At 63.6% G+C, this 23,717-nt stretch carries 19 protein-coding genes and 1 pseudogene; 13 read left to right on the top strand and 7 right to left on the bottom strand.

The window, feature by feature from the left end; translation table 11 throughout:
• Nucleotides 1–12: 12 nt before the first annotated feature.
• Nucleotides 13–755, bottom strand: a pseudogene (locus tag V1280_RS24420) (IS5 family transposase); the annotation flags it as partial.
• 270 nt (nt 756–1,025) lie between these two features.
• Between V1280_RS24420 and V1280_RS24415 the strand changes: the two are divergent.
• The 3 genes from V1280_RS24415 (at nt 1,026) to V1280_RS24405 (ending at nt 3,731) form a co-directional block, all read left to right on the top strand.
• Nucleotides 1,026–1,427, top strand: a complete 402-nt coding sequence (locus V1280_RS24415; protein WP_334529924.1) for a c-type cytochrome — start codon at nt 1,026–1,028, stop codon at nt 1,425–1,427.
• 637 nt (nt 1,428–2,064) lie between these two features.
• A complete protein-coding gene (locus tag V1280_RS24410; protein ID WP_334529921.1) occupies nt 2,065–2,679 on the top strand; it encodes a hypothetical protein in 615 nt (204 codons plus the stop codon).
• A gap of 584 nt (nt 2,680–3,263) precedes the next feature.
• Nucleotides 3,264–3,731 (top strand): SgcJ/EcaC family oxidoreductase, encoded by a 468-nt coding sequence (locus V1280_RS24405; RefSeq protein WP_334529918.1) that lies wholly within the window; start codon nt 3,264–3,266, stop codon nt 3,729–3,731.
• A gap of 365 nt (nt 3,732–4,096) precedes the next feature.
• Here the strand turns inward: V1280_RS24405 and V1280_RS24400 are convergent, their stop codons facing one another.
• Entirely contained in the window at nt 4,097–5,689 is a 1,593-nt protein-coding gene (locus V1280_RS24400; protein WP_334529915.1) for a glycosyltransferase 87 family protein, read from the bottom strand.
• A gap of 418 nt (nt 5,690–6,107) precedes the next feature.
• Here V1280_RS24400 and V1280_RS24395 point away from each other — a divergent pair, with 418 nt between their 5' ends.
• Nucleotides 6,108–6,791, top strand: coding sequence for a helix-turn-helix domain-containing protein (locus V1280_RS24395; protein WP_334529912.1), 684 nt, complete (start codon nt 6,108–6,110; stop codon nt 6,789–6,791).
• 151 nt (nt 6,792–6,942) lie between these two features.
• On the opposite strand, the gene pyk is transcribed toward V1280_RS24395, so the two are convergent.
• Nucleotides 6,943–8,379 carry a pyruvate kinase gene (pyk, locus tag V1280_RS24390; protein ID WP_334529909.1) on the bottom strand — a complete coding sequence of 479 codons (1,437 nt, stop codon included), beginning with the start codon at nt 8,377–8,379 and terminating at the stop codon, nt 6,943–6,945.
• Entirely contained in the window at nt 8,376–8,972 is a 597-nt protein-coding gene (locus V1280_RS24385) for a DUF1036 domain-containing protein (RefSeq protein WP_334529907.1), read from the bottom strand. The genes pyk and V1280_RS24385 overlap by 4 nt, the downstream gene beginning before the upstream one ends.
• 168 nt (nt 8,973–9,140) lie before the next feature.
• On the opposite strand from V1280_RS24385, the gene V1280_RS24380 reads away from it, so the two are divergent.
• From V1280_RS24380 to V1280_RS24365, 4 genes are all read left to right on the top strand, one after another.
• Complete coding sequence (locus V1280_RS24380) at nt 9,141–9,446, top strand: DUF1244 domain-containing protein (protein ID WP_334529904.1); 306 nt, start codon at nt 9,141–9,143, stop codon at nt 9,444–9,446.
• Between the two features lie 199 nt (nt 9,447–9,645).
• Nucleotides 9,646–9,918 (top strand): DUF2312 domain-containing protein, encoded by a 273-nt coding sequence (locus tag V1280_RS24375; RefSeq protein ID WP_007596286.1) that lies wholly within the window; start codon nt 9,646–9,648, stop codon nt 9,916–9,918.
• 109 nt (nt 9,919–10,027) lie between these two features.
• The gene (locus tag V1280_RS24370; RefSeq protein ID WP_334529898.1) at nt 10,028–11,794 is read left to right on the top strand and encodes an adenylate/guanylate cyclase domain-containing protein; all 1,767 of its coding nucleotides are present in this window, start codon (nt 10,028–10,030) and stop codon (nt 11,792–11,794) included.
• A 26-nt stretch (nt 11,795–11,820) separates the two neighbouring features.
• On the top strand, nt 11,821–12,240 hold the full coding sequence (locus V1280_RS24365; protein ID WP_334529896.1) for a DUF1801 domain-containing protein: 420 nt from the start codon (nt 11,821–11,823) through the stop codon (nt 12,238–12,240).
• A gap of 15 nt (nt 12,241–12,255) precedes the next feature.
• Here the strand turns inward: V1280_RS24365 and V1280_RS24360 are convergent, their stop codons facing one another.
• The 3 genes from V1280_RS24360 to V1280_RS24350 all read right to left on the bottom strand — a co-directional run bounded on the left by V1280_RS24360 (nt 12,256) and on the right by V1280_RS24350 (nt 18,206).
• Complete coding sequence (locus tag V1280_RS24360; RefSeq protein ID WP_334529894.1) at nt 12,256–13,863, bottom strand: DUF882 domain-containing protein; 1,608 nt, start codon at nt 13,861–13,863, stop codon at nt 12,256–12,258.
• Between the two features lie 287 nt (nt 13,864–14,150).
• Nucleotides 14,151–16,361 carry a L,D-transpeptidase family protein gene (locus tag V1280_RS24355; RefSeq protein WP_334529892.1) on the bottom strand — a complete coding sequence of 737 codons (2,211 nt, stop codon included), beginning with the start codon at nt 16,359–16,361 and terminating at the stop codon, nt 14,151–14,153.
• A gap of 348 nt (nt 16,362–16,709) precedes the next feature.
• A complete protein-coding gene (locus tag V1280_RS24350) occupies nt 16,710–18,206 on the bottom strand; it encodes a sigma-54-dependent transcriptional regulator (protein ID WP_334529890.1) in 1,497 nt (498 codons plus the stop codon).
• Nucleotides 18,207–18,333: 127 nt separating this feature from the next.
• Between V1280_RS24350 and V1280_RS24345 the strand changes: the two genes are divergently transcribed.
• The 5 genes from V1280_RS24345 (at nt 18,334) to V1280_RS24325 (ending at nt 23,643) form a co-directional block, all read left to right on the top strand.
• Complete coding sequence (locus tag V1280_RS24345) at nt 18,334–20,229, top strand: M3 family oligoendopeptidase (protein WP_334529887.1); 1,896 nt, start codon at nt 18,334–18,336, stop codon at nt 20,227–20,229.
• 210 nt (nt 20,230–20,439) lie between these two features.
• Nucleotides 20,440–20,592, top strand: coding sequence for an aa3-type cytochrome c oxidase subunit IV (locus tag V1280_RS24340; RefSeq protein WP_008136857.1), 153 nt, complete (start codon nt 20,440–20,442; stop codon nt 20,590–20,592).
• Between the two features lie 137 nt (nt 20,593–20,729).
• Nucleotides 20,730–21,860: a Re/Si-specific NAD(P)(+) transhydrogenase subunit alpha gene (locus V1280_RS24335; RefSeq protein ID WP_334529884.1), complete on the top strand. Its 1,131-nt coding sequence runs from the start codon at nt 20,730–20,732 to the stop codon at nt 21,858–21,860.
• A gap of 21 nt (nt 21,861–21,881) precedes the next feature.
• Nucleotides 21,882–22,199: a proton-translocating transhydrogenase family protein gene (locus V1280_RS24330; protein WP_148771975.1), complete on the top strand. Its 318-nt coding sequence runs from the start codon at nt 21,882–21,884 to the stop codon at nt 22,197–22,199.
• Between the two features lie 43 nt (nt 22,200–22,242).
• The gene (locus V1280_RS24325; RefSeq protein ID WP_148771974.1) at nt 22,243–23,643 is read left to right on the top strand and encodes an NAD(P)(+) transhydrogenase (Re/Si-specific) subunit beta; all 1,401 of its coding nucleotides are present in this window, start codon (nt 22,243–22,245) and stop codon (nt 23,641–23,643) included.
• Nucleotides 23,644–23,717: the final 74 nt, after the last annotated feature.

Here is a 23,717-nt window from a genome sequence, read left to right as displayed (position 1 = left end):
CGTGGGCTCATTAGCGCGCAACCAAATTCGGATTGATGCGAGTTTGACGAACGCCAGATAGTTGACCGCGAGTTTGTCATATCGGGTCGCGACACGCCGACTCTGCTTGATCTTGTTGAAGAACCGCTCGACCAAGTTGCGCGTGTGATACAAATACGGGCTGAAGCAGATCGGATTTTTGCGATTTCGTTTTGGAGGAATGTTCGCCTATGCTCCTTGCTGGCGAGCAAGTTCCCTGATCCAGCCGGCGTCGTAGCCGCGATCCGCGAGCAACATCGTCTGTGGAGGCAAGGCGCTGAGGAGAAGTGAACACACTCGGTTATCATGCGCCTCGCGGGCGTTAGTGCGAGATGCACCGGCAGGCCATTGGTGTCCACGACCGCGTGAATCTTGCTGGTCAGGCCCCCTCGCGAGCGACCCATATCCTGGTGATTGTTGTCCGAGATGCAGGCTCCATGCTGGTGGACGCGCACGACTGAGGTATCGATCATCTGCACCGCGGTATCATGACCGGCAGCAAGCGCGCCCATGATTTGATCCCAGACGCCAGCCTGCCGCCACCGAACGAAGAGATTGTAACAGGTGGTGCGGGGACCATAGGTCGCGGGCAGGTCGCGCCATGGCGCACCTGAACGCAGGACCCAAAAGATGCCATTGAGCACGCGGCGGTCATTTACCCGCCGAACGCCGCGCGGCTTGTTCGGCAGCATCGGCTTAATGGCAGTCCACTCATAGTCGCTGAGTTCGTAACGCATGATTCGATGCTCCGATTTCGGAGCTTGAATCACGTCTCGGGCGGCGCCATCAACCCGCACCGGCCTATAGCGAAGCCGCTAATGCTCTGAATTTACTTCCGCTATCGGGTGCATAACCGACATGGTCGGACTTGCCGCTGGGTCGCTCGTGTAGCGATTGACCCAGAGCCGACGGAGGCAAATGGCAGGTTAATGGCTGGACTTCCTTTATAAGCTGGAGTGACTCAGGCGGCGGTTTCAGTCGCCCTTCGCAGGCGACGGGAGGTTGGCATGAAGCGTATCGGCCGGCTGGGCCTCATGATATCGAGCGTAATGTTGTACTTGCTATCGTCGTCCTCGCTTTCGGCTCAGGACGTTCTCTCGAAAGGCGCAGAGCAACAGTTGTTCAACAACGCTTGTCGAACTTGCCATTCGACCCAAAAGGACGACAATCGTCTTGGTCCTAACTTGCACCAGATTATTGGAAGGAAAGCGGGATCGCTGCCGGAGTACAATTACTCGGCGGCGATGAGGGACAGTGATTTCATCTGGGATGAAGCAAAACTCGCGCGCTTCATAGCCAATCCAGATGAGGTCGTTCCTGGGAATAAAATGGCTCCCTACGGCGGTCTTGCGTCCGTTGAGGATCGAACGAAGATCGTGCTTTTTCTGCAATCGATGCGATCCCAATAGGGCTGTCGCTCACGTGCAAGCGCAAAAAAAGCCCGCCCGAAGGCGGGGCGCAAGATACCGCGTGATCCGCAGATCACTCAGAGCCACACGATGCCTCTCCAGCGCTTCTGCGCGAGCTCGTTCTCGCTACACCAACAGTGAGCAGACTAGGATCTGCTGAAGCCTCGACTATTTTCGTTATTTTCGGGCGCGGCGTCAGAATCGCAATCTGACTGGGAGAAGCCGGCATCCCAGCTGACATGAGCGTTGGTGCAGCCGGACTCTCCTCCACCTGGGCCGCGCCCAGCACTGCAACCTGATGCCGGGAGATCGGGAAGCCTGTAACTTCGAAAGTTGGGCGCTGTAGTGCGCACGCGTTGGCGTGATTGATCGTCACGCTTCCAATGCTGGAAATGGCGGTCACTATCAGAAATGTGTTTCTCATGGGATTTCCCCTCTCTTGGTTTAGAGATATTCCCACCACAAATTCCACGCTCACCTTAATCTTGGCCCACTTGAAACCATGTGAACTGCTTCACTGTTGGTCCGAAGCATTCCGCAAAGGTTCAATTGCGTTGGGAAAGGTCAGCGTCGTTGCACTTCCACAGAAGGCCGCAGCCACGCCGAACTGACTTCAGGTTGAACTGGCGGAAAACCATTGCTACGTTTCGAGGCTCCATCATTCCTTCTAGTTGTGATGGGGCGGGCGATCAGGCTTACTGACTGTCAACCCGTTCAGTTTACTTGGGCCCTGGCGCCTCCGGGCGCATTTCAAAGTCGGCTGGGCGATGTCGTTGATGCATTTCCCTCCGTTCTTCCCGTTGACCCGGACGCGAATTTATTTCTCGGCGTGATCGCCGTTCAGGCGATTGAATTTTTGAACAGGGGGGCTGTTATGAGAGCCCGGTTGCAGAATACCTACATCGTAAGACCGATGATGGTGGCATTGCTGCTGATGTCCACGCCCGTGGCGGCTCGCGATCCAGAAGGCAAATACGCGCAAGCCGATCCCGAAATGCACAGATGGTTCGAGCAATTGAAATCCGAAGGAGGAGAGGCCTGCTGCGCTCTTTCCGACGGAAATACTTTGCAGGACACAGATTGGCGAAGCCAGAACGGGCATTTCCAAGTCTTTCTTGCGAACGAGTGGATTGACGTTCCGGACGTTGCGGTCGTGAAGGTACCCAACCGCTTCGGGAGAACGGTTGTTTGGCCCTACTATGATGACGGTCGTCCGACTGTTCGCTGTTTCATGCCGGGTAGTATGATTTAGGGGCGCGTGGTTGGTCCGGAAATGGCCCATCGCAAGCGTCCGGACGGCGCCCGGTCATGTCCGAAGTTGAGGGTAGACCAGATGGCGTCGCCTTGCGCTCGTGCGTCAATCCTCCTGACCGTACTTCTCCGGAACGGCAATGCGCCGGTGTTAAGTCTTGTCTGGTGTCAATCACCGGTCTAATAAATATTCGTTGTCCTGCGAGGCCATGAGCAATGGATCAGGGTTCGGCAATGACTGACCTGATCCTGAGATCATTTCCGTTCGCTTGCTGAATGCCGCGAAGAGACAAGAGATGAAGCCGAAGGTGTAGCCGCGGCTCAAATTTTTCAAAACGACACCTCCGTACTCCGCCTTTCTCGGAGCCCATTCTGAATCATGTGTTCGTTCGCCACGTGGCCATTGAGGCTCCGATGAAAAGCATCTGGACAAGCTCCAATTCAGTGAGGCTACCCGCTGGCGCCTTCGCTGAGGCGCTACCACGTCCGGACCAACATCGGCCAGCGGCAAACTTGAGCAGTACGCTCGAAGCGCGGCGCGGCACTGGCATTTCTAGAGGTAACCACATGCGAGGAGTGCAAGCCATGAACAAAATGCTTTGCGTATTGGCAGTGACATTCGCCGTTGTCGTACCCGCCTTCGCAGACGACGCCAAAACAATTGCACAGCGTGTCGACGACAAGTGGATCGAAGCCTTCAACAAGAAAGATGCCGCCGCTCTCACCGCGCTATACACGGCCGACGCCGTGTTGTTGCCGCAAGGTGTGGATCAACCCATCATCGGCACTGAGAATATCCGCAAATTCATGGATCAGATGGTGAATGAGAAGCTCGAAAACATGGTTCTGCCGGTCGCGCAGGCGAACATGATAGACCCAAACTCACTTTATCAAGCCGGTACCTGGTCTGCTGATGCCGGAAGCCAGCAGATCAAAGGAACCTATATGAGCGTCATCGTCCGGGATGGCGCAGATTGGAAATATCGCGCCGACACCTGGAACATGATGCCGCCCCCTCCGGCGACTGTCGGTTCAAGCTCAACAAACAAGTAGTCCCCAAACGCTGCGGTGGAGTTGTTAAACACGGCCAGCAAACTGCTGTTTTGTCCTGATCCACGGAAATGGTCGGCCTGGTGTCCCGCTTTGCGCGAGGCAAGCCGGGCCGATCAGCCCAGCCTCGACCCGCTTATGACCATATCACCAGAATGCTGCGGCGGCAGCGCATTGTCCTACAATCGACCGCGCAATTTCCGCTGTTGGCCCATCGCGTCATTTCGCTGCTACGCAGCAACACGCCGGCTATCGGGGCATAGCGGACTCTGGCGTGACGTCAGCCCAGCAAATTTACGGGTTCACGGCGCTAGCTAGGGTACGGTGTGGCCAACGGCACGTCGAGCATCGTCCGCGGATCAAGTCCGCTAACGCGAGCCCCGCTCAATGAGCGGGCAGCTTTCGAGGATTGTGCCGGAGCGGGCGCCCTCGATGGCGACACAGGGCCTGGTGGGATCGATGGCAAGCGCGTAGCGATCCAGCAGCGCGCTGCGGTCCGGTTCGCCGCGCATGTGCAATTCGCGCAGACCGCCGGGCAGGGGCGCCTTCAATCCGGCGCGGATGCGCTGGTCGAAGATGCCGCCGGGGACGATAGGTACACCGATATCGGCGAGCAGGTAGAAGCGCGACTGGGAGGGGAGCTGCGGCGCGACATAGGCGAGCGGCTTGCCGAGGATGAAGTAGGTCGCGGGCTGACCGAGCTCATCGGCGATCTTCGGCCGGTAGGCTTCGGACCAGGGACGGTGCCACCAGTCCGCCGGCTGCGACCACAATGCGATCCCTGCTGCAACCGTCAACATCAGCGCATTCAGCGGAACGGGGGACGCCGTGGGCAATGTCGGCCCCGCGCGCGCAGCGAGGCGCGCGAGCAGCAGAACGATGATCGGGCCGCACAACAATTCCAGAACCACCGCATAGCGCTGGATCGAGAACAGGCCGAGCCACGCCAGGTACGAGACTGCAAACAGCACCACCAGCTGCACGTCACGTCGTGTGAGGATCGCGCTGTTGCGCGTCATGCGCGCAAGCAGGCCGAGCACGAGCAGAACCGTCACCACCGCGAAGCGTGCGTCGCGGAACGGATGCTCGGCACCTCTGTGATCGCCCACCACCCAGTAGAAGGGGTAGGCCAGTGCGTCGAGCACGCCGTGGGGTATGAACTGCGCATCCATCAGATTGATGGCCGCCACCTCGCCTGACTGGAACACGGCATTGAACAGCGGGAAGATCGGATTGCCGGTGTCGCGCCAGGCGATCAGGCACCATTCGCCCCCGGTGAGCGCCGCGCCGATGATCCCGCCAAGTCCGAGCAGGACACTCGCGCGAAGCGGACGCGCGGCGGCGAGCACTGCTGCCGCTGCACCGATCGCGTAGACGACATTGGTCAGCTTCAGCCCGACCGCGGCGCCGATCAGGAGCCCAGCCAGCAGATAGCGGACCGTCGGCCGGCGATCCCCAACCAGGATCAGCAGGAAACCGCCGATCACGGGCAATGCCAGCAGCACGTCGGAAAAGCTCGTGCCTACTTCAGAAAGCGTCATCGGGCCCGAGGCCGCGATGGCGACCGCCGCCGCGATCGCAGCGAAGGTCGCGGCTTGTCCCAGGACCAGGCGTGCAAACAGGCAAATGAGCGCGAGGTTGAGGCCGTGAATGGCGCCGATGATCATCAGCCCATACGGCGACGGCAGGAAGTGCCGGAGGTAATAGACGGGAAAATAGACGATCGGATTGAAGTAGGTCTGAAAGCCCGGCGGGACCGCATCGACGCCATAGCGGCCATTGAGCACGGCCCAGACATTGTATTCGTGGTAGTTCTGCCAATCCCAGTTGACGTCCTCGCCCATCGCGAAGGTGTAGAGCGCGCCTGCCAGCATCGAGCAGACGACAATGGCGATGGGTGCAAGCGTCTTCCCGCGCAGGTTCGTCGTCCATGATCGCCGCAGGCCTCCGGCCGCGGGCATGGACATAGCCTCTCGCAAGTCAGTGGCGGTGGTCGCGCGTTGCAGCATCAAGGCGCCATGTGCGCAGGTCGCAGTTCTTTTTCGGAAACGCGGCGCGACGCGGAAAGGACGCTTGTGAGCTGCATGGCCGAATTCCGATTGACACAGACAGGATTATGACCGGCCAGTTAAGGTTGCATGAATCGGTGCCGGAACTTTGCCGCTTTGCGCGTAAAGGTCGCACACGGCCGAGGTTCGGATTTGCAGAATCTGACTGTCCTCGCAGCCGACGTGAAGCGCGAAAACCGGCATCACGCATTTGCTTCTTGTCATCCCCCCTGAATAGTTGTTCAGTCTTTGCGGGGCGATTTGCATCTATTGCAGTGACGAAGCGTTCGGCCGCGGGCGTGCGGCAAGCGTGTGGGACAGGAAGCGCGCCATGGTTTATCGGCGAACGCATCAAGTGGTGAAGCGCCTTGCGGCTCGGCGCAGCGCCATCCTGGCGGCGGCAAGGGAAGCCGCAGCCGAAGGCGGCATGGCGGCGGTGCAGATCGCACCGGTCGCGGTCCGGGCCAGTGTGGCGGCCGGCACCGTCTATCGCTACTTCCCCTCCAAGGCCGAGCTGATCTCCGAACTGATCTCCGAGGTCTCCCGCGACGAGCTCGCGGCGATCCGGCGCGCGGCCGATGCCGCGCCTGGCCCGTCCTCCGCGCTGGCCGCGGCCGTGACCACGGTGGCCGTCCATACGCTGTCGCAGCGCCGGCTGGCCTGGGGCATTTTGGCCGAGCCTGTCGATGTCGACGTCAGCGCCTCACGGCTTGCCAGCCGCCGCGAGATTGCCGGCGAGATCGCGGGGCGGATCGACGCCGCCGTGCGCGCCGGCCATCTGCCGGCGCAGGACACCGCGTTGGCCGCGACCGCGCTGCTGGGTGCGCTGCACGAAGCGCTGGTCGGCCCGCTTGCGCCCGACAATCTCGAAGATCCCGCGAAGATGCGCGATGCGGTGCAGACCGTGACGCTGCTTGCGCTGCGTGCCGTCGGCGTCATGGACGCCCGCGCCCGTGGTCTGGTGGTGCAGCAGACGCTGCTGCCGACGACGACCAAGGCGCTGGTCGGGGCCTGAAAACGCCGGTGCGATAGGAGCCTCGAGCTGATCGCGCTCAGGCCGTTGCCGGAGCACGTCTTTTCGCAAAACCCGCGCAAAGCAGCCGGACCGGCCGGCTACTGTGCATGGGGTTGTTTTCGCGATTTTTGTTGTCCGGGTGCCGGCCGCCTCACAGATTCGCGTCGCCCTCGGGGCCGACGGAGGCGATGCGCACCATGTTGGTGGTGCCGGGAATGCCGAGCGGCACGCCGGCGACGATGATCACGCGCTGGCCGGCACGGACGAAACCGTCGCGGAAGGCGATCTGGCCGGCGCGGCTCACCATGTCGTCCTGGTCGCGCGCATCCTCCGCCACCACGCAATGCACGCCCCACACCACGGCCAGCCGGCGGCCGGCCTGGATGTTCGGCGTGATCGCCACGACCGGCGGCTTCGGCCGCTCGCGCGCCACGCGCACGGCGGTCGAGCCTGAGCTGGTCCAGCAGATCAGGGCGGGCAGGTCGAGCGTCTCGGCGATCTGCCGCGCGGCATCCGCAATGGCGTCGCCGGCGGTTGCTTCCGGCGCGGGGCGCTGGGCCGTCAACACGGAGCGGTAGATCGGGTCGCGCTCCACTTCCTCGCCGATGCGGTTCATGGTCGAGACCGCCTCGACCGGGAATTTGCCCGCGGCCGATTCCGCCGACAGCATGATGGCGTCGGCGCCCTCATAGACCGCGGTGGCGACGTCGGAGACTTCGGCGCGGGTCGGCACCGGCGACTGGATCATCGATTCCAGCATCTGGGTTGCGATCACCACCGGCTTGCCGGCGCGTCGCGCCATGCGCGTCATTTGCTTCTGCAGGCTCGGCACCCGCTCCAGCGGCAGCTCGACGCCGAGGTCGCCGCGCGCCACCATCAGCGCGTCGGAAGCCTCGATGATGTCGGCGAGGCGGTCGATCGCCTGGGGCTTCTCGATCTTGGCCATCACCGCGGCGCGGCCGCGGATCATCTTCTTGGCTTCGAGCACGTCGTCGGCACGCTGCACGAAGGAGAGCGCAATCCAGTCGACACCCGTGACCAGTGCGGCCTCGAGGTCGGCGCGGTCCTTCGGCGTCATCGCCGAGACCGGCAGGTCCGTATCCGGAAGGCTGACGCCCTTGCGGTCGGACATCTTGCCGCCGACCACGACGCGGGTCACCGCGTGCTCTTTCGTGGTTTCCTCCGCGATCAGCCGCACCTTGCCGTCATCGAGCAGCAGCGCATGGCCGGGCCTGAGCGCCGCTAGAATTTCCGGATGAGGAAGATTGACGCGCGTGGCGTCGCCCGGGGTCTTGTCGGAATCGAGCGTGAAGGTCTGGCCGTTCTGGAGCTGGACTGCGCCTTCGGCGAATGCGCCAAGCCGGAGCTTCGGGCCTTGCAGGTCGACCAGGATGCCGATCGGGCGGCCGTAGCTACTCTCGACATTGCGGATCGTCGCCACCAGCTCCCGCATCTTGTCATGCGGGGTGTGGCTCATATTGATGCGGAACACGTCGGCGCCGGCCTCGAACAGGCGGCGGATCATCGCGAGATCCGAAGAGGCAGGTCCAAGGGTCGCGAGAATCTTGATACGGCGAAGACGCCTCATGGCTTATTTCCAGACGGTGGCGAGGGGGCTGGCGGAAGGCCAGGCGCGGCGGGGGGCGTACCACCGGGCGGGCTATTGGGCAAACCCGGAACGCCGCCACCGGGGCCGACAGGGCCGGGCATGCCGGGGACACGTTGCTGGGCAGGCTGCTCGTTGGCATCGGTGAGCTGCACCGTCCAGGCGCGCTGCTCGCCGGTATCGACCTCGAAATAGCCGGTCCGGTCATAGCCACGCGCCAGGCAGTCCTCGGTGCCGCGGATGGTGAATTCCTTGTCGCGCGAGCACATGAAGGCCTGCCCCGACCATTCGCCGCCGCGGTCATAGTCGATCGCGTAGATGTAATAATAACGGGCGACCAGCGTTCCCCGCAGCAGGGTCTCGCAGGAGCGGGACGAGATGTTCCACCAGCCCTCGGTGGTCCAGCCTTCGGCATCCTTGTAGCCAAGCGCGATGCCGACCCGGCTCGAGGTGTTATTGCAAAGCCGGAAGTCGGCCGAGGCCGGGCTGGCCCAGAGGCACAACAGGCCAACCACCAGCACCGGGACCAACCGGGCGAGCAGGCGAAGGGGGGAGCGGGGAGATTCGGCGATCATTGTCGCGGAAGCTATATCAGATCATTGACGATTTGGCGTAGGGGCGGGCGGAACCGGCCCAGGGTCACCTAAGAGCGCCGTTTGCACCGCGATATGGCAAAATCTGTGACAGGACCCCACCTGATCCCGTAAGGGTGACGACATCGGGGCCAGCCAAGGGATACAGCTATGGCGATCGACGACAAAACCAGAACGGAGCTCGAGGCGGCCGCTTTCCGGCGCCTGGTCGATCATTTGAAGACGCGGACCGACGTCCAGAACATCGATCTGATGAATCTCGCCGGCTTCTGCCGCAACTGCCTGTCCAACTGGCTCAAGGACGCCGCCGACGCGCAAGGCGTGGCGTTGAGCAAGGACGAGAGCCGCGAAGCCGTCTACGGCATGCCCTACGAGACCTGGAAGGCGAAGCACCAGGGCACGGCCAGCCCTGAGCAGCTCGAGACGATGAAGAAGGTCCATCCCCACAGCCACTGATGCGACTGTCCGGGGCGCGGGGCTTGAGTCGCACCACACAACAGCTTTCTTCGCTCGCCTGCAGGAAGGTGTGGGCGCGCTGTGGACGAGCGCGATGCTTGCTTGAACGTGAGTAGCGCCAACCCTAAGGGTTCTCGCAGCACGCGCGGTGAGGATGCCGGCGTCACCTCGTTTTGCCAGTTCCATTGGGAGTACCAAGATGGCCACCTCCGCCGCCGTCCGCGACGACGAGCCCGCGACGAAATTTGCCAAGGACCAGCTCAAATCCATCATCGAGCGCATCGAGCGGCTGGAGGAAGAGAAGAAGGCGATCTCCGACGACATCCGCGACGTCTTCGCCGAAGCCAAGGGCAACGGCTACGACGTCAAGGCGCTGCGCACCATCGTGCGCATGCGCAAGCAGGACCCCAACGAGCGCGCCGAGGCCGAGACCATTCTCGAGACCTACATGCAGGCGCTGGGGATGATCTGAGGCGATGAGGCCGCGGCGTCACCGGTAGGAGTACCTCGTCTCGCCGCAGCGCACCCAGCTTGGGCGAAATCCGCTTGTCTGCTAGAGTGCTCGGTGAAGGGACCGAGCAATGGATGTGCCTGGACCTGAGCGCAGGCTCGCAGCGGTCCTCGCGGCTGACATGGTCGGCTTTAGTCGGCTCATGGAGGCCGATGAGGCTGGCACGCTCGCGCGCCTCAAGACCCACCGGATCGAGCTGATCGATCCGGCCATTGCCAAAAACCACGGCCGCATCATCAAGACGACGGGCGACGGCATGCTCGTGGAATTCCATAGCGTCGTCGACGCCGTGCTGTGCGCCGCTGAAATTCAGAGCCGGATGGGGCGACGCAATGCCGACGTTCCGCCGCCGCGATGGATGCAATTCCGCATCGGCATCAATCTGGGCGACGTGATCGTCGACCAGAACGATATTTTCGGCGACGGCGTCAACGTCGCGGCACGGCTGGAGGCACTGGCCGAGCCCGGAGGCATCTGCATCTCGAGCGCGGTGCGCGACCAGCTCGGCGAGCGGCTTGATGGCGTTGCATTCGAGGATATCGGCGAGCAGAACGTCAAGAACATCGTCCGTCCGATCCGGGTCTACCGGATACGACTGGAGGAGAGCCCGGCAAGCGCATCAGACGGCACGAAGGGCACTGCGAGGGCGACCGGCAAGTCGAAGAAGCCGTCCATCGCCGTGTTGCCCTTCGCCAACATGAGCGGCGATCCGGAGCAGGAGTTCTTCGCGGATGGCCTGACCGAAGACATCATCACCGAGCTTTCACGTTTCCACGACCTGTTGGTGATCTCCCGCAACTCGACCTTTGTGTACAAGGGCAAGGCGGTCAAGGTGCAGGACGTCGGCCGCGAATTCGGCGTCGATTATGTCATCGAGGGCAGTGTGCGAAAGGCCGGAGATCGCGTCCGCGTCACCGTGCAGCTGATCGATGCGGAAACCGACCGGCACATTTGGGCCGAACGCTACGACGGCGAGCTCAAGGACATCTTCGCCATCCAGGACGAGATGACCCGGGCGATCGCCGCCACGTTGCCGGGCCGCGTCGAGGCGGCCACGCACGATCGGGCGAACCGCAAGCCCACGGACAACATGGCGGCTTATGAATGCGTGCTGGCCGCAAAGGTCCTGCACCATCGCTCCAATCGCGAAGACAATGCGCGGGCGCAACTTCTGCTCGACCGGGCGCTCGAGCTCGACGCGAACTATGCTCACGCACATGCGTGGAAGGCGTGCGTCCTGGGCCAGACCTGGGTCTATAGCTGGTGCGCGGATCGCGACGCCACGTTCCAACAGGTGGCTTCAGAGCTGGAGACCGCGCTGGGCCTCGACGACAATGACAGCGACGTCCACCGCATTCTCGCGGCGCTCAATTTGAACCGCGACGACCATGACAAGGCCACCTACCATCAGGAGCGGGCGCTCGCGCTCAATCCGAACTATGACCTGGTTGTGGTGCAGCAGGGCGAACTGCTGACCTGGCTGGGGAGGCCGGAGGAGGGCATCGACTGGATCAGGAAGGCGATGCGGCTGAACCCGTATCACCCGGAACGCTTCTGGAGCCATCTCGGGCGCGCCTATTATTGTGCCGAGAAATACGCCGAAGCCGCCGAGGCCTTCTCACGGGTCACACGCCCCGATCACACCCATCACGCCTTCCTCGCCGCGATCTTTGCGCAGATGGGCAACGCGATTGCGGCCGGCGCTCACGCGGCCGAGGTTCTCAAGCGCGAGCCGGCATTTTCAGTGGCCAGTCATCTCTCCACCCAGCATTATAAGCGCGGCCTGGACCGTCAGCGCTACGAGGCGGGCCTTCTAGGGGCAGGCCTGCCGGTCTGATCGTCGATCCGATCCAGGAGGAATCCGTGAGCGAGCCGCCGTTGCCGCGCGAGGTGAGCCGAGTCTTCGAGGCTTTTCCGCCGACGGTCCGCCGGCGCCTTCTCGACGTGCGCAAGCTCATCTTTGCGACGGCCAAGGCGCATGACGAGGTCGGTCCGCTGACCGAGGCGCTGAAATGGGGCGAGCCTGCCTATCTCACCGAGGAGACCGGAAGCGGCAGCACCATCCGGCTCGGGCGCGTGAAAGACTCAGAGCATCCTGCGATTCTGTTCAACTGCAAGACCACGTTGATCGATACGTTCCGCGAGCGCTTTCCGGATCAATTCGAGTATCGGCAGACGCGGGCGCTGTTGCTGCCATTGTCCGGCGCACTGCCGAAGCAGGAGCTCACGGTCTGCCTGTCGCTGGCGTTGACGTATCATCTCGATCGGCGGCGCAGGAAATAGCGAAGGCTATCAGCCTTAGCGCAACGCGGCGGTGCGCACGACGAACGACGTCGTCTCGAGCTTGGCGGTGGCGCTGCCCGAGAAACTGTCGCAGGACAGGCCCTGCATCGGATCGTCGGTGAAGCCCATCGCGATCACGGCCTGCGGCTTCACGAAATAGCCGCGCAACGCAACCGTATCGAGCTCGCCCATCAGCGTCACCGACATCGCGCGGCTGGCGCTCGGCGACAGCATCACGATCTTGAGCCAGATGCTCTCGCCCTTGGCGGCGGAGAGCCGGGTCGCGGTGGCGATCATGCCATCGGTGCTCTTGCCGACGACCGTGTTGACCTCGGTGGCCGGCGCGGCGTTGCGGGCCGCGGACACCGGGCGCACGCCGCGCGGGATCGGCGCAGAGGCGGCGACGACGTTGGCGCGGTCGACCGGGGAGGCGGCCGGCGCGTAAGCCAGTGCCTGAAGGGTTGCGTTGGAGACGCTCGCGGTCGGCTGCGGGTCGGTGGCGGCGGCAAGCGCCTGGCGCGCCCTCAGGGCTGCCACCTGGGCGGGCGTCGCCTGCTGCGGCGTGGCGGGTGCATCCCAGAAGCCGCGGGCATTGATGATGTCGGCCGGGGTCTCGGGCTTGCCGTCAGAAGATTTGCCGGCAGCCGGCTTGTCAGCGACGGGGGCGGGCTTCGGCTTTGGCGGCGCAACCAGCTGGGCGTCGGCCGAAGCGAGCTGGATCGCGGCGGCGACTGACGGCTTGGCGCGGGGCGTCGGGGCCGGATCGGCCGGCTTGGCGGCGGCTGCGACCACGGTCGGCGCTGCCGGCTTCTCGGCCGCACCTTCGTCGTCCTCGTCGCTGCTGGCGGCGGGAGCCGACTTGCCCTTGAACAGGGCAGCGAAGAAGCCCGGCTTGCTGGCGCCGTCGTCGCCGCTGCCGCGCCGTTCGATCTCAGCCTTGGCGAGCTCATAGCCCTTCAGCGGCGTGCCGTCTGTCGGCAGATGCACGGTCTTTCCGTCCGGGAAGACGCGGACGAGTTGGTCATGCGTCATGCGCGGCCAGTGCCGGATGCTGCCGGTATCGAGATGCACGAAAGGCGAGCCGGAGGTCGGGTAGAAGCCGACGCCGCCGCGCTGCAGGCGCAGGCCGGCGAAACGGATCTGCTCCAGCGGAACGTTCGGGATGTAGAAGTCCATCGCATGGCCCAGCATGTGCTGGCTGAAGCGCGCCACGCCCGAGGAGCGGCGGCGGAGCATGGCGTTGGTGGCGGGGGAGCGATAGGACGAGATGATCTGGATCGGCTGCTTGCCGTCGACGTCGCGATAGACTTCCCAAAGGATATCGAAGAGGTGACGGTCCATGACCGTCTCGTCCTGGGTGCGCCAGTCGCGCAGGAAGTGGTTCAGCGTCTTCAGCGCGGCCTCGTCGTAGCGGCCATCGCGCTTGAAAGTGACGGTGAGATCTTCGCCGGAATGGGTGTGGTGGAAGGAGAGCGTCTTGGTTTCGTTCAGCGCGGCGGCGTTATGAACCGAACCGGCAGCCGCAAGCAGCACCAGCGAGGCGAGGCCGATCCGAGATCCGACCTTCACGCCCGCATGGGACAACGACACCGCAGCAAATTGGCGTGCGAAACCAGCCAGCACGTATGAGCCCACCCAGTCGACGAGCGTTCAAAATGGACTCTCCCGCCAACCCCGTTAGCGCGCGAAAGAGGATGAACGCTTTGTTAAAGCGAGAAGGTTAATTCGAGGTTGACCTTCCCGCCCCCCAAACCAAGTCTGAATACAAACCTAACCGGCTGAGTGTGGCGAAAAAACGCCCGCTGCCCGAACTCGGGTGGCGAATGGTTAACGTTAAACGACCCCAACCATGGGACAGGGTCGCTGATTTTATTGAATAATTTTGTAAGCTGAGGCGGCTCAGCCGGGGCTTAGCGGGTGAACACCCGCTGCTGCTGGGGCCTGCGGCCGACCGGGGCCGGCGGCGGGGTCGGGGCCCCGAACAGCCGCTCGAAGAAACTCGGCCCGGACGAACCGCCGTTGTTGGCGATTGCCACGCCGGCCGGCAGCGTCGTCGCCGGGCGCGAATAGCTCGGCTGCGAGTGGGCCACGACGTTCTCCAAGTCCTTGCCGCGGCCATTCTTCAGGATGTTGATCATGGTCGTGTCGCGGCCATAGACGTCCTTGCGGAATTGCAGCTTGCCGCCGTCGTCCACGAAGGCGGTCTGGTAGGTGATGTTGACCGGGATCGGGGTCGGGAATTTCAGGTCGATTTCACCCGAGCCGTACATGCTGCGCACGCGCTCCGGCGTGTACTTCTCGCCCGGCATGGTGATGTTGAGCAGCATGGAGGCGTACTGATCCGGATATTGAACGCGCATGCAGCCGTGGCTGAAGGCGCGCTCGTCCCGCGCGAACAAATTCTTGTCCGGCGTGTCGTGCTGATAGACCAGGAACTTGTTCGGGAAGTTGAAGCGGATGCGACCGAGCGCGTTGGCTTCACCGGGCGGCTGCGAGATGTGCACCGAGCCGTCGCGGTTCTGCTCGAGCTTCAGGCCCATGCGCTGAAGCACGGTCGGGTCCTGCTGCAGCGCCGGCAGATATTCGCCATAGACGATCGACGGCGGCACGTTCCAGGTCGGGTTGACCGTGATGTACTTCATCGTCTCGGTCAGCAGCGGCGTGGCGTGCTGGCCCGGCTTGCCGGTGACGACGCGGGTGGTCCAGACCTGCTGGCCGCGCTGCATCACCTTCAGCGTGTAGTCGGGAATGTTGAGGATGACATAGGCGTCGCCCAGCGACGGCACGCCGAGGTCGCGCGGCAACCAGCGCCAGCGCTCCATGTTCACCAGCACGGTGTCGATCTGCTTGTCGCGCTTCGGGCTGTTCAGCGCCTTCACGGTCGGCGCGTCGAGCACGCCGGTTGCCTTGATCTCGGCGCCGTCCTGGAATTTTCGCACGGCGTCCGCGACCGCGGCGTCGTAATGGTCGTCGCTCGCGTTCTCGGTGATACCGAGCTTGGCGCGGAGCTGCGGCACGCGCGGATCCTGCACCACGACTTCCGCCTGCTTCTTGCCCTTGGCGGGCGTGTACTTCAGTGCCGGGCCGTCGGTGATCTCGATCACCGGGCCGTCGCCCTGGCCGCGCAGATGCGCGAGCTTCGCCTTCAGCTCCTTGTAGAGCTTCTGCGGCGGGTTGTAGCTGTCGAGCGCGGCGGAGGCGTCAGCGGCGGTCGTGACCTTGGTGAGCACCTCGCTCGGATCGGTCGGATGCTCGGGATAGAGAATGTCGGCGCTGACCTGGGACCAGTGCATGCGGCCGCTCTGCGCCTGGCGCGCATAGTCGAACATGCTGGCGGTGAGCTTGAGCTCGGCGTCCGCAAGCGCGTCGGGCGTCGTGGCGGCGGCGAAATCCGGCACCGGATAGTCGGCGGGATTGAGACCGTCGGATGCTGCATCCTTCAGCCGCGCGATCACGCCCTTGGCCGCAGCGTTGAGGCTGCCGCCTTGGGTCCAGACCGGCGCGAAGTCACGGGCGCCGTAGAACTTCTCGATAGCGGCGCGCTCGTTCTTACGGTCGAAATAGCGCGAGGTCTTGGCGCTCAAGGCGTCCTTGAGCTTGTCGGCGACCGGCTGGTCGGCCGCGAGGACGTTGCTCGCCGCCTTCACCGGTTCGGCGGCTGGGGTCGCTGCTGCCGCGGCGGGGGCGACGGGAGCCGCTGCCGGCGCTGCTGCAGTGTCGGCCTTTGCTGGTTCGGTCTTCGTGGGCTCGACCTGCGCGGGTTCGGTCTTGGCCGTCTCGCTCTTCGGCGCGTCGGCTGCCGGCGTGGTGGCGACATCGGACGGCTTGGTCTCGACCTTGTCGGGGGCCGGAGCGGCCTCGGCCTTCACGGGCTCTTTGGCAGCTTCCTTCGGGGCGTCCTGGACGGTGGCGGTGGTGTCGAGCTTGATGTCGGATGCGGTCGGGGGCGGAACGTTTGCAGGCTCGGGGCGCGGGATCGCGGCTTCTATCGCGAGCTCGGCGGCACTGCTGCGCGCCTGATCCTGTGCCAGCGCCGAGCCGGCCGATACCGTGAAGAAGGTCGCCGCGACCGCCATCAGGACACGGTCAAAGCCTGCACGGTGGTTCAAACAGTCACGCATTGTGTCGCACCCCTCGGGTGAACTGTCCCCCGTGGAACAGCTTTCGTTATCGCCTAATTGAGTTTCGGCTAAACCGCGCCGGCCTCTCGAAAGTTGCACGCCTGCACGCAACGATTCATACGCAGACGATATACAGGCCCCGGTTTTGCGGCCAGCGCTACCCGCGACAACTCACGACAAACTGACTTCAAGACAGGTCGTTTTGCAACGGATTGTGCGCTGTCATCGCGCGCTTTTCCCGGTTTCTGTCACTTCCAAGTCACGGTTTGGCTTGCCGCCGAATTTTGCCGTAATTCAACGGGTTGCGGGCGCAATGCCTGACAGCGCGAACCTCCGTTCGCATGAGGTTCAGTGCGTCTCCTCGCCGCTTTTCCCGCCATGTCCGGGAACCCCGGCTTCGTCGAGTTTGCGGTAAAGCGTGGACCTGCCGATTTTGAGGCGACGCGCCACCTCGGACATCTGTCCGCGGTAGTGCGAGATCGCGAAGCGGATGATCTCGTTCTCCATGTCATCCAGAGGACGGACATCGCCGTTGGGGGTCAACATCGAGAGAGACCCCGCCAGCGGCAGCGGCACTATCGGTATTTCATTACCCGATACCACCGAGGGCGCTGCGATCGGCTCGATCATCAGCGGTGCGGTTGGAATCTCCGTTGCGGTGTGCGGATGCGAGGCCACCAGCGGGAAGTCGTCGAGACCGAGCTGGTCGCCCTCACTCATCACCACCGCGCGGTAGACCGCGTTTTCGAGCTGGCGAATGTTGCCGGGCCAGTCGAGCTGGGCGAGATGCGCCATGGCCTCGCCGCTGACGCTGGAGATGGGGCGGTTCTCCTCGGCGGCAAAGCGCGCCAGGAAATGCCGCAGGAGGTGCGGGATGTCCTCGCGCCGGGCCCTGAGCGAAGGGATCGTCAGCGGCAGCACGTGCAGGCGGTAGAACAGATCTTCCCGGAAGTGTCCCTGTTTCACCCGCTCCAGAAGCTTGCGATTGGTCGCGGAGATGATGCGGACGTCGACTTTCACGGGCTTGCGGCCGCCGACGGCCTCGACTGCGCCTTCCTGCAGGGCGCGGAGCAATTTGACCTGCGCCGTCAGCGGCAGCTCGCTGACCTCGTCCAGAAACAGCGTGCCGCCATGGGCCTCGATGAACTTGCCGGTGTGCCGCTCGGTCGCGCCGGTGAAGGCACCCTTCTCGTGGCCGAACAGGATGGACTCGACGAGATTTTCGGGGATCGCGCCGCAATTGACTGCGACGAAGGGCTTTGCCTTGCGCTCGCCGCTGCCATGGATGGCGCGCGCGAACATCTCCTTGCCGACGCCGGACTCGCCTTCGATCAGCACGGGGATCGAGGAGTTCGCCGCCTTCTGCGCGGTGCGCATCACGCCCGCCATCGCCTCGGCGCGCGTGATGATGTCGGAGAAGGTCAGCCGGCCCTCGCGGCTGTGACGGATGCGTTGCAATTCGCCCTTGAGAGCGGAGGCGTTGAGCGCGTTGCGCAAACTGACCTGGAGCCGTTCCAGGCCGACCGGCTTGACCACGAAATCGGCTGCACCGGCGCGCATCGCCGAGATCACGTTGTCGATGCCGCCATGCGCGGTCTGCACGATGACGGGGACGTTGAGGCCAGCCTCGCGGATTTTCGCCAGCACGCCCATGCCGTCGAGTCCGGGCATGACGAGATCGAGGATCACGCCGTCGATCGCCGGAGCATCGGGGGCGGTGAGGGCGGCGATCGCGGCGTCACCGGACTCGACGACGACCGTGTCATAGCCGCATTTCTGCACCATGTTCTCGACCAGACGGCGGGCTACGGCGTCGTCGTCGGCGATCAAAATACTGGCAGCCATGGTGCTCCCCGCACGCTACTACTATCTGTCTCGAATCGGGTCACTCTGGCCGAAGCCGATTAACGCACTCTTAAACCTTGATGCCCCCGCCCGCCGCAGCGTTTGTTGAACACAGGTTTCCCACACAATGACTTCGCGCTCCAAGAACGCTCTCTCAAAGTCCGCTCTCCGTAAGCCAGCCGCCAAGACATCCGCCGTCAAGAAATCCGCCACCAAGGCAAAACCCTCCAGCAAGTCTGCGAGCAAGACCGGCAAGCTTCCCGAGTGGAACCTCGCCGATCTCTATTCCGGAATCGATGCGCCGGAAGTGGCGCGCGATCTCGCAACGATGGATGCCGATTGCGTCACGTTCGAGACCGACTACAAGGGCAAGCTCGCAACAGGCACAGCAAACGAAGATGGCGGAAAATGGCTCGCGGAAGCCGTGCGACGCTATGAGGCGATCGACGATCTCGCCGGCCGTCTCGGCTCCTATGCCGGCCTCGTCCATGCCGGCGACAGCGTGGACCCTGCGATTTCAAAGTTTTACGGCGACGTTTCCGAGCGGCTGACGACGGCATCAACGCATCTTCTGTTCTTCGCGCTCGAGCTCAACCGCGTCGATGACGATATTTTGAACCGCGCGATGCAGGCCGCCGAGCTCGCGCACTACCGTCCGTGGATCGAGGACCTGCGCAAGGAGAAGCCATATCAGCTCGATGACAAGCTCGAGCAGCTCTTCCTGGAGAAGGCGCAAACCGGTTATTCCGCGTTCAACCGATTGTTCGACCAGACCATCTCCGGCCTGCGCTTCAAGGTCGGGTCTAAAGAGCTCGCGATCGAGCCGACGCTGAATTTTCTGCAGGACCGCGACGGCGCCAAGCGCAAGGCTGCGGCCGAGGCTCTGGCGAAAACCTTCAAGGCCAATGAGCGCACCTTCGCGCTGATCACCAACACGCTCGCCAAGGACAAGGACATCTCCGATCGCTGGCGCGGTTTCAAGGATGTCGCGGACTCCCGCCATTTGAACAATCGCGTCGAGCGCGAGGTGGTGGATGCGCTGGTCGCCTCGGTCCGCGCGGCCTATCCAAAACTGTCGCATCGCTACTACGCGCTGAAGGCGAAGTGGTTCGGCAAGAAGCGGCTGGCTTATTGGGACCGCAACGCACCGCTGCCGTTCGCCGCGACCGACACCATCGGCTGGCCCGATGCGCGCAACATGGTGCTGTCGGCCTATCGCGGCTTCTCGCCAAAAATGGCCGATATCGCCGAGCGCTTCTTCACCGACCGCTGGATCGACGCGCCGGTGCGCCCGGGCAAGGCGCCGGGCGCGTTCTCGCATCCGACCACGCCGTCGGCGCATCCTTACGTGCTCATGAACTACCAGGGCAAGCCGCGCGACGTGATGACGCTCGCACATGAACTCGGCCACGGCGTGCACCAGGTGCTGGCGGCGAAGAACGGCGCGCTGATGGCGCCGACGCCGCTGACGCTGGCCGAGACCGCCAGCGTGTTCGGCGAGATGCTGACCTTCAGGCGGTTGTTGGCGCAGACCAAGAGCGCAAAGCAGCGCCAGGCGCTGCTCGCCGGCAAGGTCGAGGACATGATCAATACCGTGGTGCGGCAAATCGCGTTCTATTCGTTCGAGCGCGCGGTCCACACCGAGCGCAAGAACGGCGAACTCACCGCGACACGGCTCGGCGAGCTCTGGCTGTCGGTGCAGGGCGAGAGCCTGGGGCCGGCGATCGAGATCAAGGCGGGCTACGAGAACTACTGGATGTACATCCCGCACTTCATCCACTCGCCGTTCTACGTCTACGCCTATGCCTTCGGCGATTGCCTCGTGAACTCGCTCTATGCCGTCTACGAGAACGCGGCCGAAGGGTTTGCCGAGCGCTATCTCGACATGCTCGCCGCCGGCGGCACCAAGCACTATTCCGAGCTGCTTCGGCCGTTCGGGCTCGATGCCAAGGACCCGAAGTTCTGGGACGGTGGGCTCTCGGTCATCGCCGGGATGATCGACGAGCTGGAAGCGATGGGCTGAGGGCGCAAGGGCCCGAATTTCGGGCATGACGGCTGCACAGCATTCGTTGAACCGTCGTTCAGCGAATGCGGTCTGACGCGCGGGATCCACGATAATCGGGATTCCAAATGAGCCCATTTGCTGGAAAACCGCGCTTCGGTGCCGTTGCCCTGCCCGAAGGTTTAAGGTATCCCAACCGAAGAATTCGACTTTCGACTGGGGACATCATCAATGGCTGACCATAGCGAAGTGGCGTACACCACCGCCGACGGCAACGACTACGTTGCCCACGAGCAGACCTATGAGGGCTTCATCAAGCTCGTGAAGTACGGCACGGCCTCCGTCGCGCTGATCGTCATCCTGATGGCGATCTTTCTGACCTGATCCATCGCCTGCGGCACCGCCAACGCCGGCGGTGCTTGTTAAATTTGCATACAAGCCGGTTCCAAAACCGGTATCCAACGTTGCGGGAGTGACGCTAAGTTCGCGTGCGCGTTTTTGCCCGCGTCGCCGGAGGGCCTATGAAGATCGCCGTTGCCAAGGAAATCGATCCGTCGGAGCCGCGTGTTGCCGCTTCGCCTGATACGGTGAAGAAGTTCAAGGCGCTGGGCGCCGAGATCGCCGTCGAGCCGGGCGCCGGCCTCAAATCGGGCCTGCCGGATTCCGAGTTCACCGCCGTGGGCGCCACGGTCAGCGCCGATGCGCTGAAGGACGCCGACATCATCATCAAGGTGAAGCGCCCCGAGGCGTCCGAGCTTGCGCAATACAAGCGCGGCGCGCTCGTCATCGCCATCATGGACCCCTACGGCAACGAGGCCGCGCTGAAGACGATCGCCGATGCCGGCGTCTCGGCCTTCGCGATGGAATTGATGCCGCGCATCACCCGCGCGCAGGTGATGGACGTGCTGTCGTCGCAGGCCAACCTTGCCGGCTACCGCGCCGTGATCGAGGGTGCCGAGGCCTTCGGCCGTGCCTTCCCGATGATGATGACCGCCGCCGGCACCGTGCCTGCCGCCAAGGTGTTCGTGATGGGCGTCGGCGTCGCCGGCCTCCAGGCGATCGCGACCGCGCGGCGTCTGGGCGCCATCGTCACCGCGACCGACGTGCGGCCCGCGACGAAGGAGCAGGTGGAATCGCTCGGTGCGAAATTCCTCGCCGTCGAGGACGAGGAATTCAAGAACGCGCAGACCGCCGGTGGCTACGCCAAGGAAATGTCCAAGGAATACCAGGCCAAGCAGGCCGCGCTCACCGCCGAGCACATCAAGAAGCAGGACATCGTCATCACCACCGCTCTGATCCCGGGCCGGCCCGCGCCGAGGCTCGTCTCGGGCGAGATGGTCAAGTCGATGAAGCCGGGTTCGGTGCTGGTCGATCTCGCCGTCGAGCGCGGCGGCAATGTCGAGGGCGCCAGGCCGGGCGAGGTCGTCGACCTCGATGGCATCAAGATCGTCGGCTACACCAACGTCGCCGGCCGGGTCGCGGCCTCAGCCTCGAGCCTCTACGCACGCAATCTGTTCAATTTCATTGAGACCATGGTCGACAAGGGTAGCAAGGCTCTCGCCGTGAACTGGGACGACGAATTGGTCAAAGCCACCGCGCTAACCAAGGACGGCGCCGTCATCCACCCGAACTTCCAGCCCAAATCAACTTAATCGGGTTTAAGGAGAGCCGCCATGGAGCATGCTGCACAGCTCGTCGACCCCTTCGTCTTCCGGTTGTCGATTTTCGTTCTCGCCGTTTTCGTCGGTTATTTCGTGGTGTGGTCGGTGACCCCGGCGCTGCACACGCCGCTGATGAGCGTAACCAACGCGATCTCCTCGGTGATCGTGGTCGGCGCGCTGCTTGCGGTCGGTGTCGGCATGATATCGAGCGGTTCGGGCTGGGCGCGCGGCTTCGGCTTCGTCGCGCTCATCTTCGCCTGCGTGAACATCTTTGGCGGCTTCCTTGTCACCCAGCGCATGCTGGCGATGTACAAGAAGAAGGTGAAGTGAGCGGCATGCACCTCGGGGTGACGAAGACAAAGGGGGACCTGAGATGAACGCCAATCTGGCTGCAGTTCTGTATCTCGTGGCGGGTGTGCTGTTCATCCTGTCGCTGCGCGGGCTGTCCAGCCCCGCCTCATCCCGGCAGGGCAATTTCTTCGGCATGATCGGCATGGCGATCGCGGTTGCGACCACGCTAGCCAGTCATCCGCCGGCTGACGGCGTGGCCTGGCTGCTGGTCATCCTCGCGATCGCGATCGGCGGCGGCATCGGTGCGGTGACTGCGCGCCGCGTGCCGATGACCTCGATGCCGGAACTGGTCGCCGCGTTCCACTCGCTGGTCGGCATGGCCGCGGTGCTGGTCGCCGCCGGTGCGTTCTACGCGCCCGAGGCCTTCGACATCGGCACGCCCGGGAACATCCATGCGCAGAGCCTGGTCGAAATGTCGCTCGGCGTCGCCATCGGCGCGCTGACCTTCACCGGCTCGGTGATCGCGTTCCTGAAACTGTCGGCCCGCATGAGCGGCGCGCCGATCATCCTGCCGTTCCGCCACATCATCAACATCGCGCTGGCGATTGCGCTCGTCGTCTTCATCGTCGGGCTGGTGATGTCGGGCAGCGCGTTCGACTTCTGGATGATCGTCATCCTGGCGCTGGCGCTCGGCGTGCTCATGATCATCCCGATCGGCGGCGCCGACATGCCGGTCGTGATCTCGATGCTGAACTCCTACTCGGGCTGGGCCGCGGCCGGAATCGGCTTCACGCTGGGCAATTCCGCGCTGATCATCACCGGCGCACTGGTCGGTTCCTCCGGCGCGATCCTGTCCTACATCATGTGCCATGCGATGAACCGGTCCTTCATCTCGGTCATCCTCGGCGGATTCGGCGGTGAGACCGCGGCGGCCGGCGGCGGAGCAGGCGGCGAGCAGAAGCCCGCCAAGCTCGGCTCGGCGGACGACGCGGCCTTCATCATGAAGAATGCTTCAAAGGTCATCATCGTGCCCGGCTACGGTATGGCGGTGGCGCAGGCCCAGCACGCGCTGCGGGAAATGGGCGATATCCTGAAGAAGGAAGGCGTCGAGGTGAAGTACGCCATTCACCCGGTCGCGGGCCGCATGCCCGGCCACATGAACGTGCTGCTGGCCGAGGCCAACGTGCCCTATGACGAGGTGTTCGAGCTCGAGGACATCAACTCCGAATTCGCGCAGGCCGACATCGCTTTCGTGATCGGCGCCAACGACGTCACCAACCCGGCGGCCGAAGAGGACAAGACCTCGCCGATCTACGGCATGCCCGTGCTCCAGGTCTGGAAGGCCGGCACGGTGATGTTCATCAAGCGGTCACTGGCGTCGGGTTATGCCGGTATCGACAATCCGCTGTTCTACCGCGACAACACCATGATGCTGCTCGGCGATGCCAAGAAGGTCACCGAGAACATCGTCAAGGCGATGTAGCATCGCGCGGGAACGGCGCGTCAATCGGCGCGCCGTCCATGCGGCGGTGTGCGGCTGATGTGAGATTCCGGCCG

The organism is Bradyrhizobium sp. AZCC 2230 (assembly GCF_036924495.1).
Lineage (GTDB): Bacteria > Pseudomonadota > Alphaproteobacteria > Rhizobiales > Xanthobacteraceae > Bradyrhizobium > Bradyrhizobium rifense.
This window is presented reverse-complemented; position numbering and strand designations above follow the sequence as displayed.

What these genes read in the sequence shown, in the direction of transcription:
- V1280_RS24415 (WP_334529924.1), top strand. Translation starts at nt 1,026, where the DNA reads ATGAAGCGTATCGGCCGGCTGGGCCTCATGATATCGAGCGTAATGTTG.
- V1280_RS24405 (WP_334529918.1), top strand. Translation starts at nt 3,264, where the DNA reads ATGAACAAAATGCTTTGCGTATTGGCAGTGACATTCGCCGTTGTCGTA.
- V1280_RS24400 (WP_334529915.1), bottom strand. Translation starts at nt 5,689, where the DNA reads ATGCCCGCGGCCGGAGGCCTGCGGCGATCATGGACGACGAACCTGCGC.
- V1280_RS24395 (WP_334529912.1), top strand. Translation starts at nt 6,108, where the DNA reads ATGGTTTATCGGCGAACGCATCAAGTGGTGAAGCGCCTTGCGGCTCGG.
- pyk (WP_334529909.1), bottom strand. Translation starts at nt 8,379, where the DNA reads ATGAGGCGTCTTCGCCGTATCAAGATTCTCGCGACCCTTGGACCTGCC.
- V1280_RS24385 (WP_334529907.1), bottom strand. Translation starts at nt 8,972, where the DNA reads ATGATCGCCGAATCTCCCCGCTCCCCCCTTCGCCTGCTCGCCCGGTTG.
- V1280_RS24380 (WP_334529904.1), top strand. Translation starts at nt 9,141, where the DNA reads ATGGCGATCGACGACAAAACCAGAACGGAGCTCGAGGCGGCCGCTTTC.
- V1280_RS24375 (WP_007596286.1), top strand. Translation starts at nt 9,646, where the DNA reads ATGGCCACCTCCGCCGCCGTCCGCGACGACGAGCCCGCGACGAAATTT.
- V1280_RS24370 (WP_334529898.1), top strand. Translation starts at nt 10,028, where the DNA reads ATGGATGTGCCTGGACCTGAGCGCAGGCTCGCAGCGGTCCTCGCGGCT.
- V1280_RS24355 (WP_334529892.1), bottom strand. Translation starts at nt 16,361, where the DNA reads ATGCGTGACTGTTTGAACCACCGTGCAGGCTTTGACCGTGTCCTGATG.
- V1280_RS24350 (WP_334529890.1), bottom strand. Translation starts at nt 18,206, where the DNA reads ATGGCTGCCAGTATTTTGATCGCCGACGACGACGCCGTAGCCCGCCGT.
- V1280_RS24345 (WP_334529887.1), top strand. Translation starts at nt 18,334, where the DNA reads ATGACTTCGCGCTCCAAGAACGCTCTCTCAAAGTCCGCTCTCCGTAAG.
- V1280_RS24340 (WP_008136857.1), top strand. Translation starts at nt 20,440, where the DNA reads ATGGCTGACCATAGCGAAGTGGCGTACACCACCGCCGACGGCAACGAC.
- V1280_RS24335 (WP_334529884.1), top strand. Translation starts at nt 20,730, where the DNA reads ATGAAGATCGCCGTTGCCAAGGAAATCGATCCGTCGGAGCCGCGTGTT.
- V1280_RS24330 (WP_148771975.1), top strand. Translation starts at nt 21,882, where the DNA reads ATGGAGCATGCTGCACAGCTCGTCGACCCCTTCGTCTTCCGGTTGTCG.
- V1280_RS24325 (WP_148771974.1), top strand. Translation starts at nt 22,243, where the DNA reads ATGAACGCCAATCTGGCTGCAGTTCTGTATCTCGTGGCGGGTGTGCTG.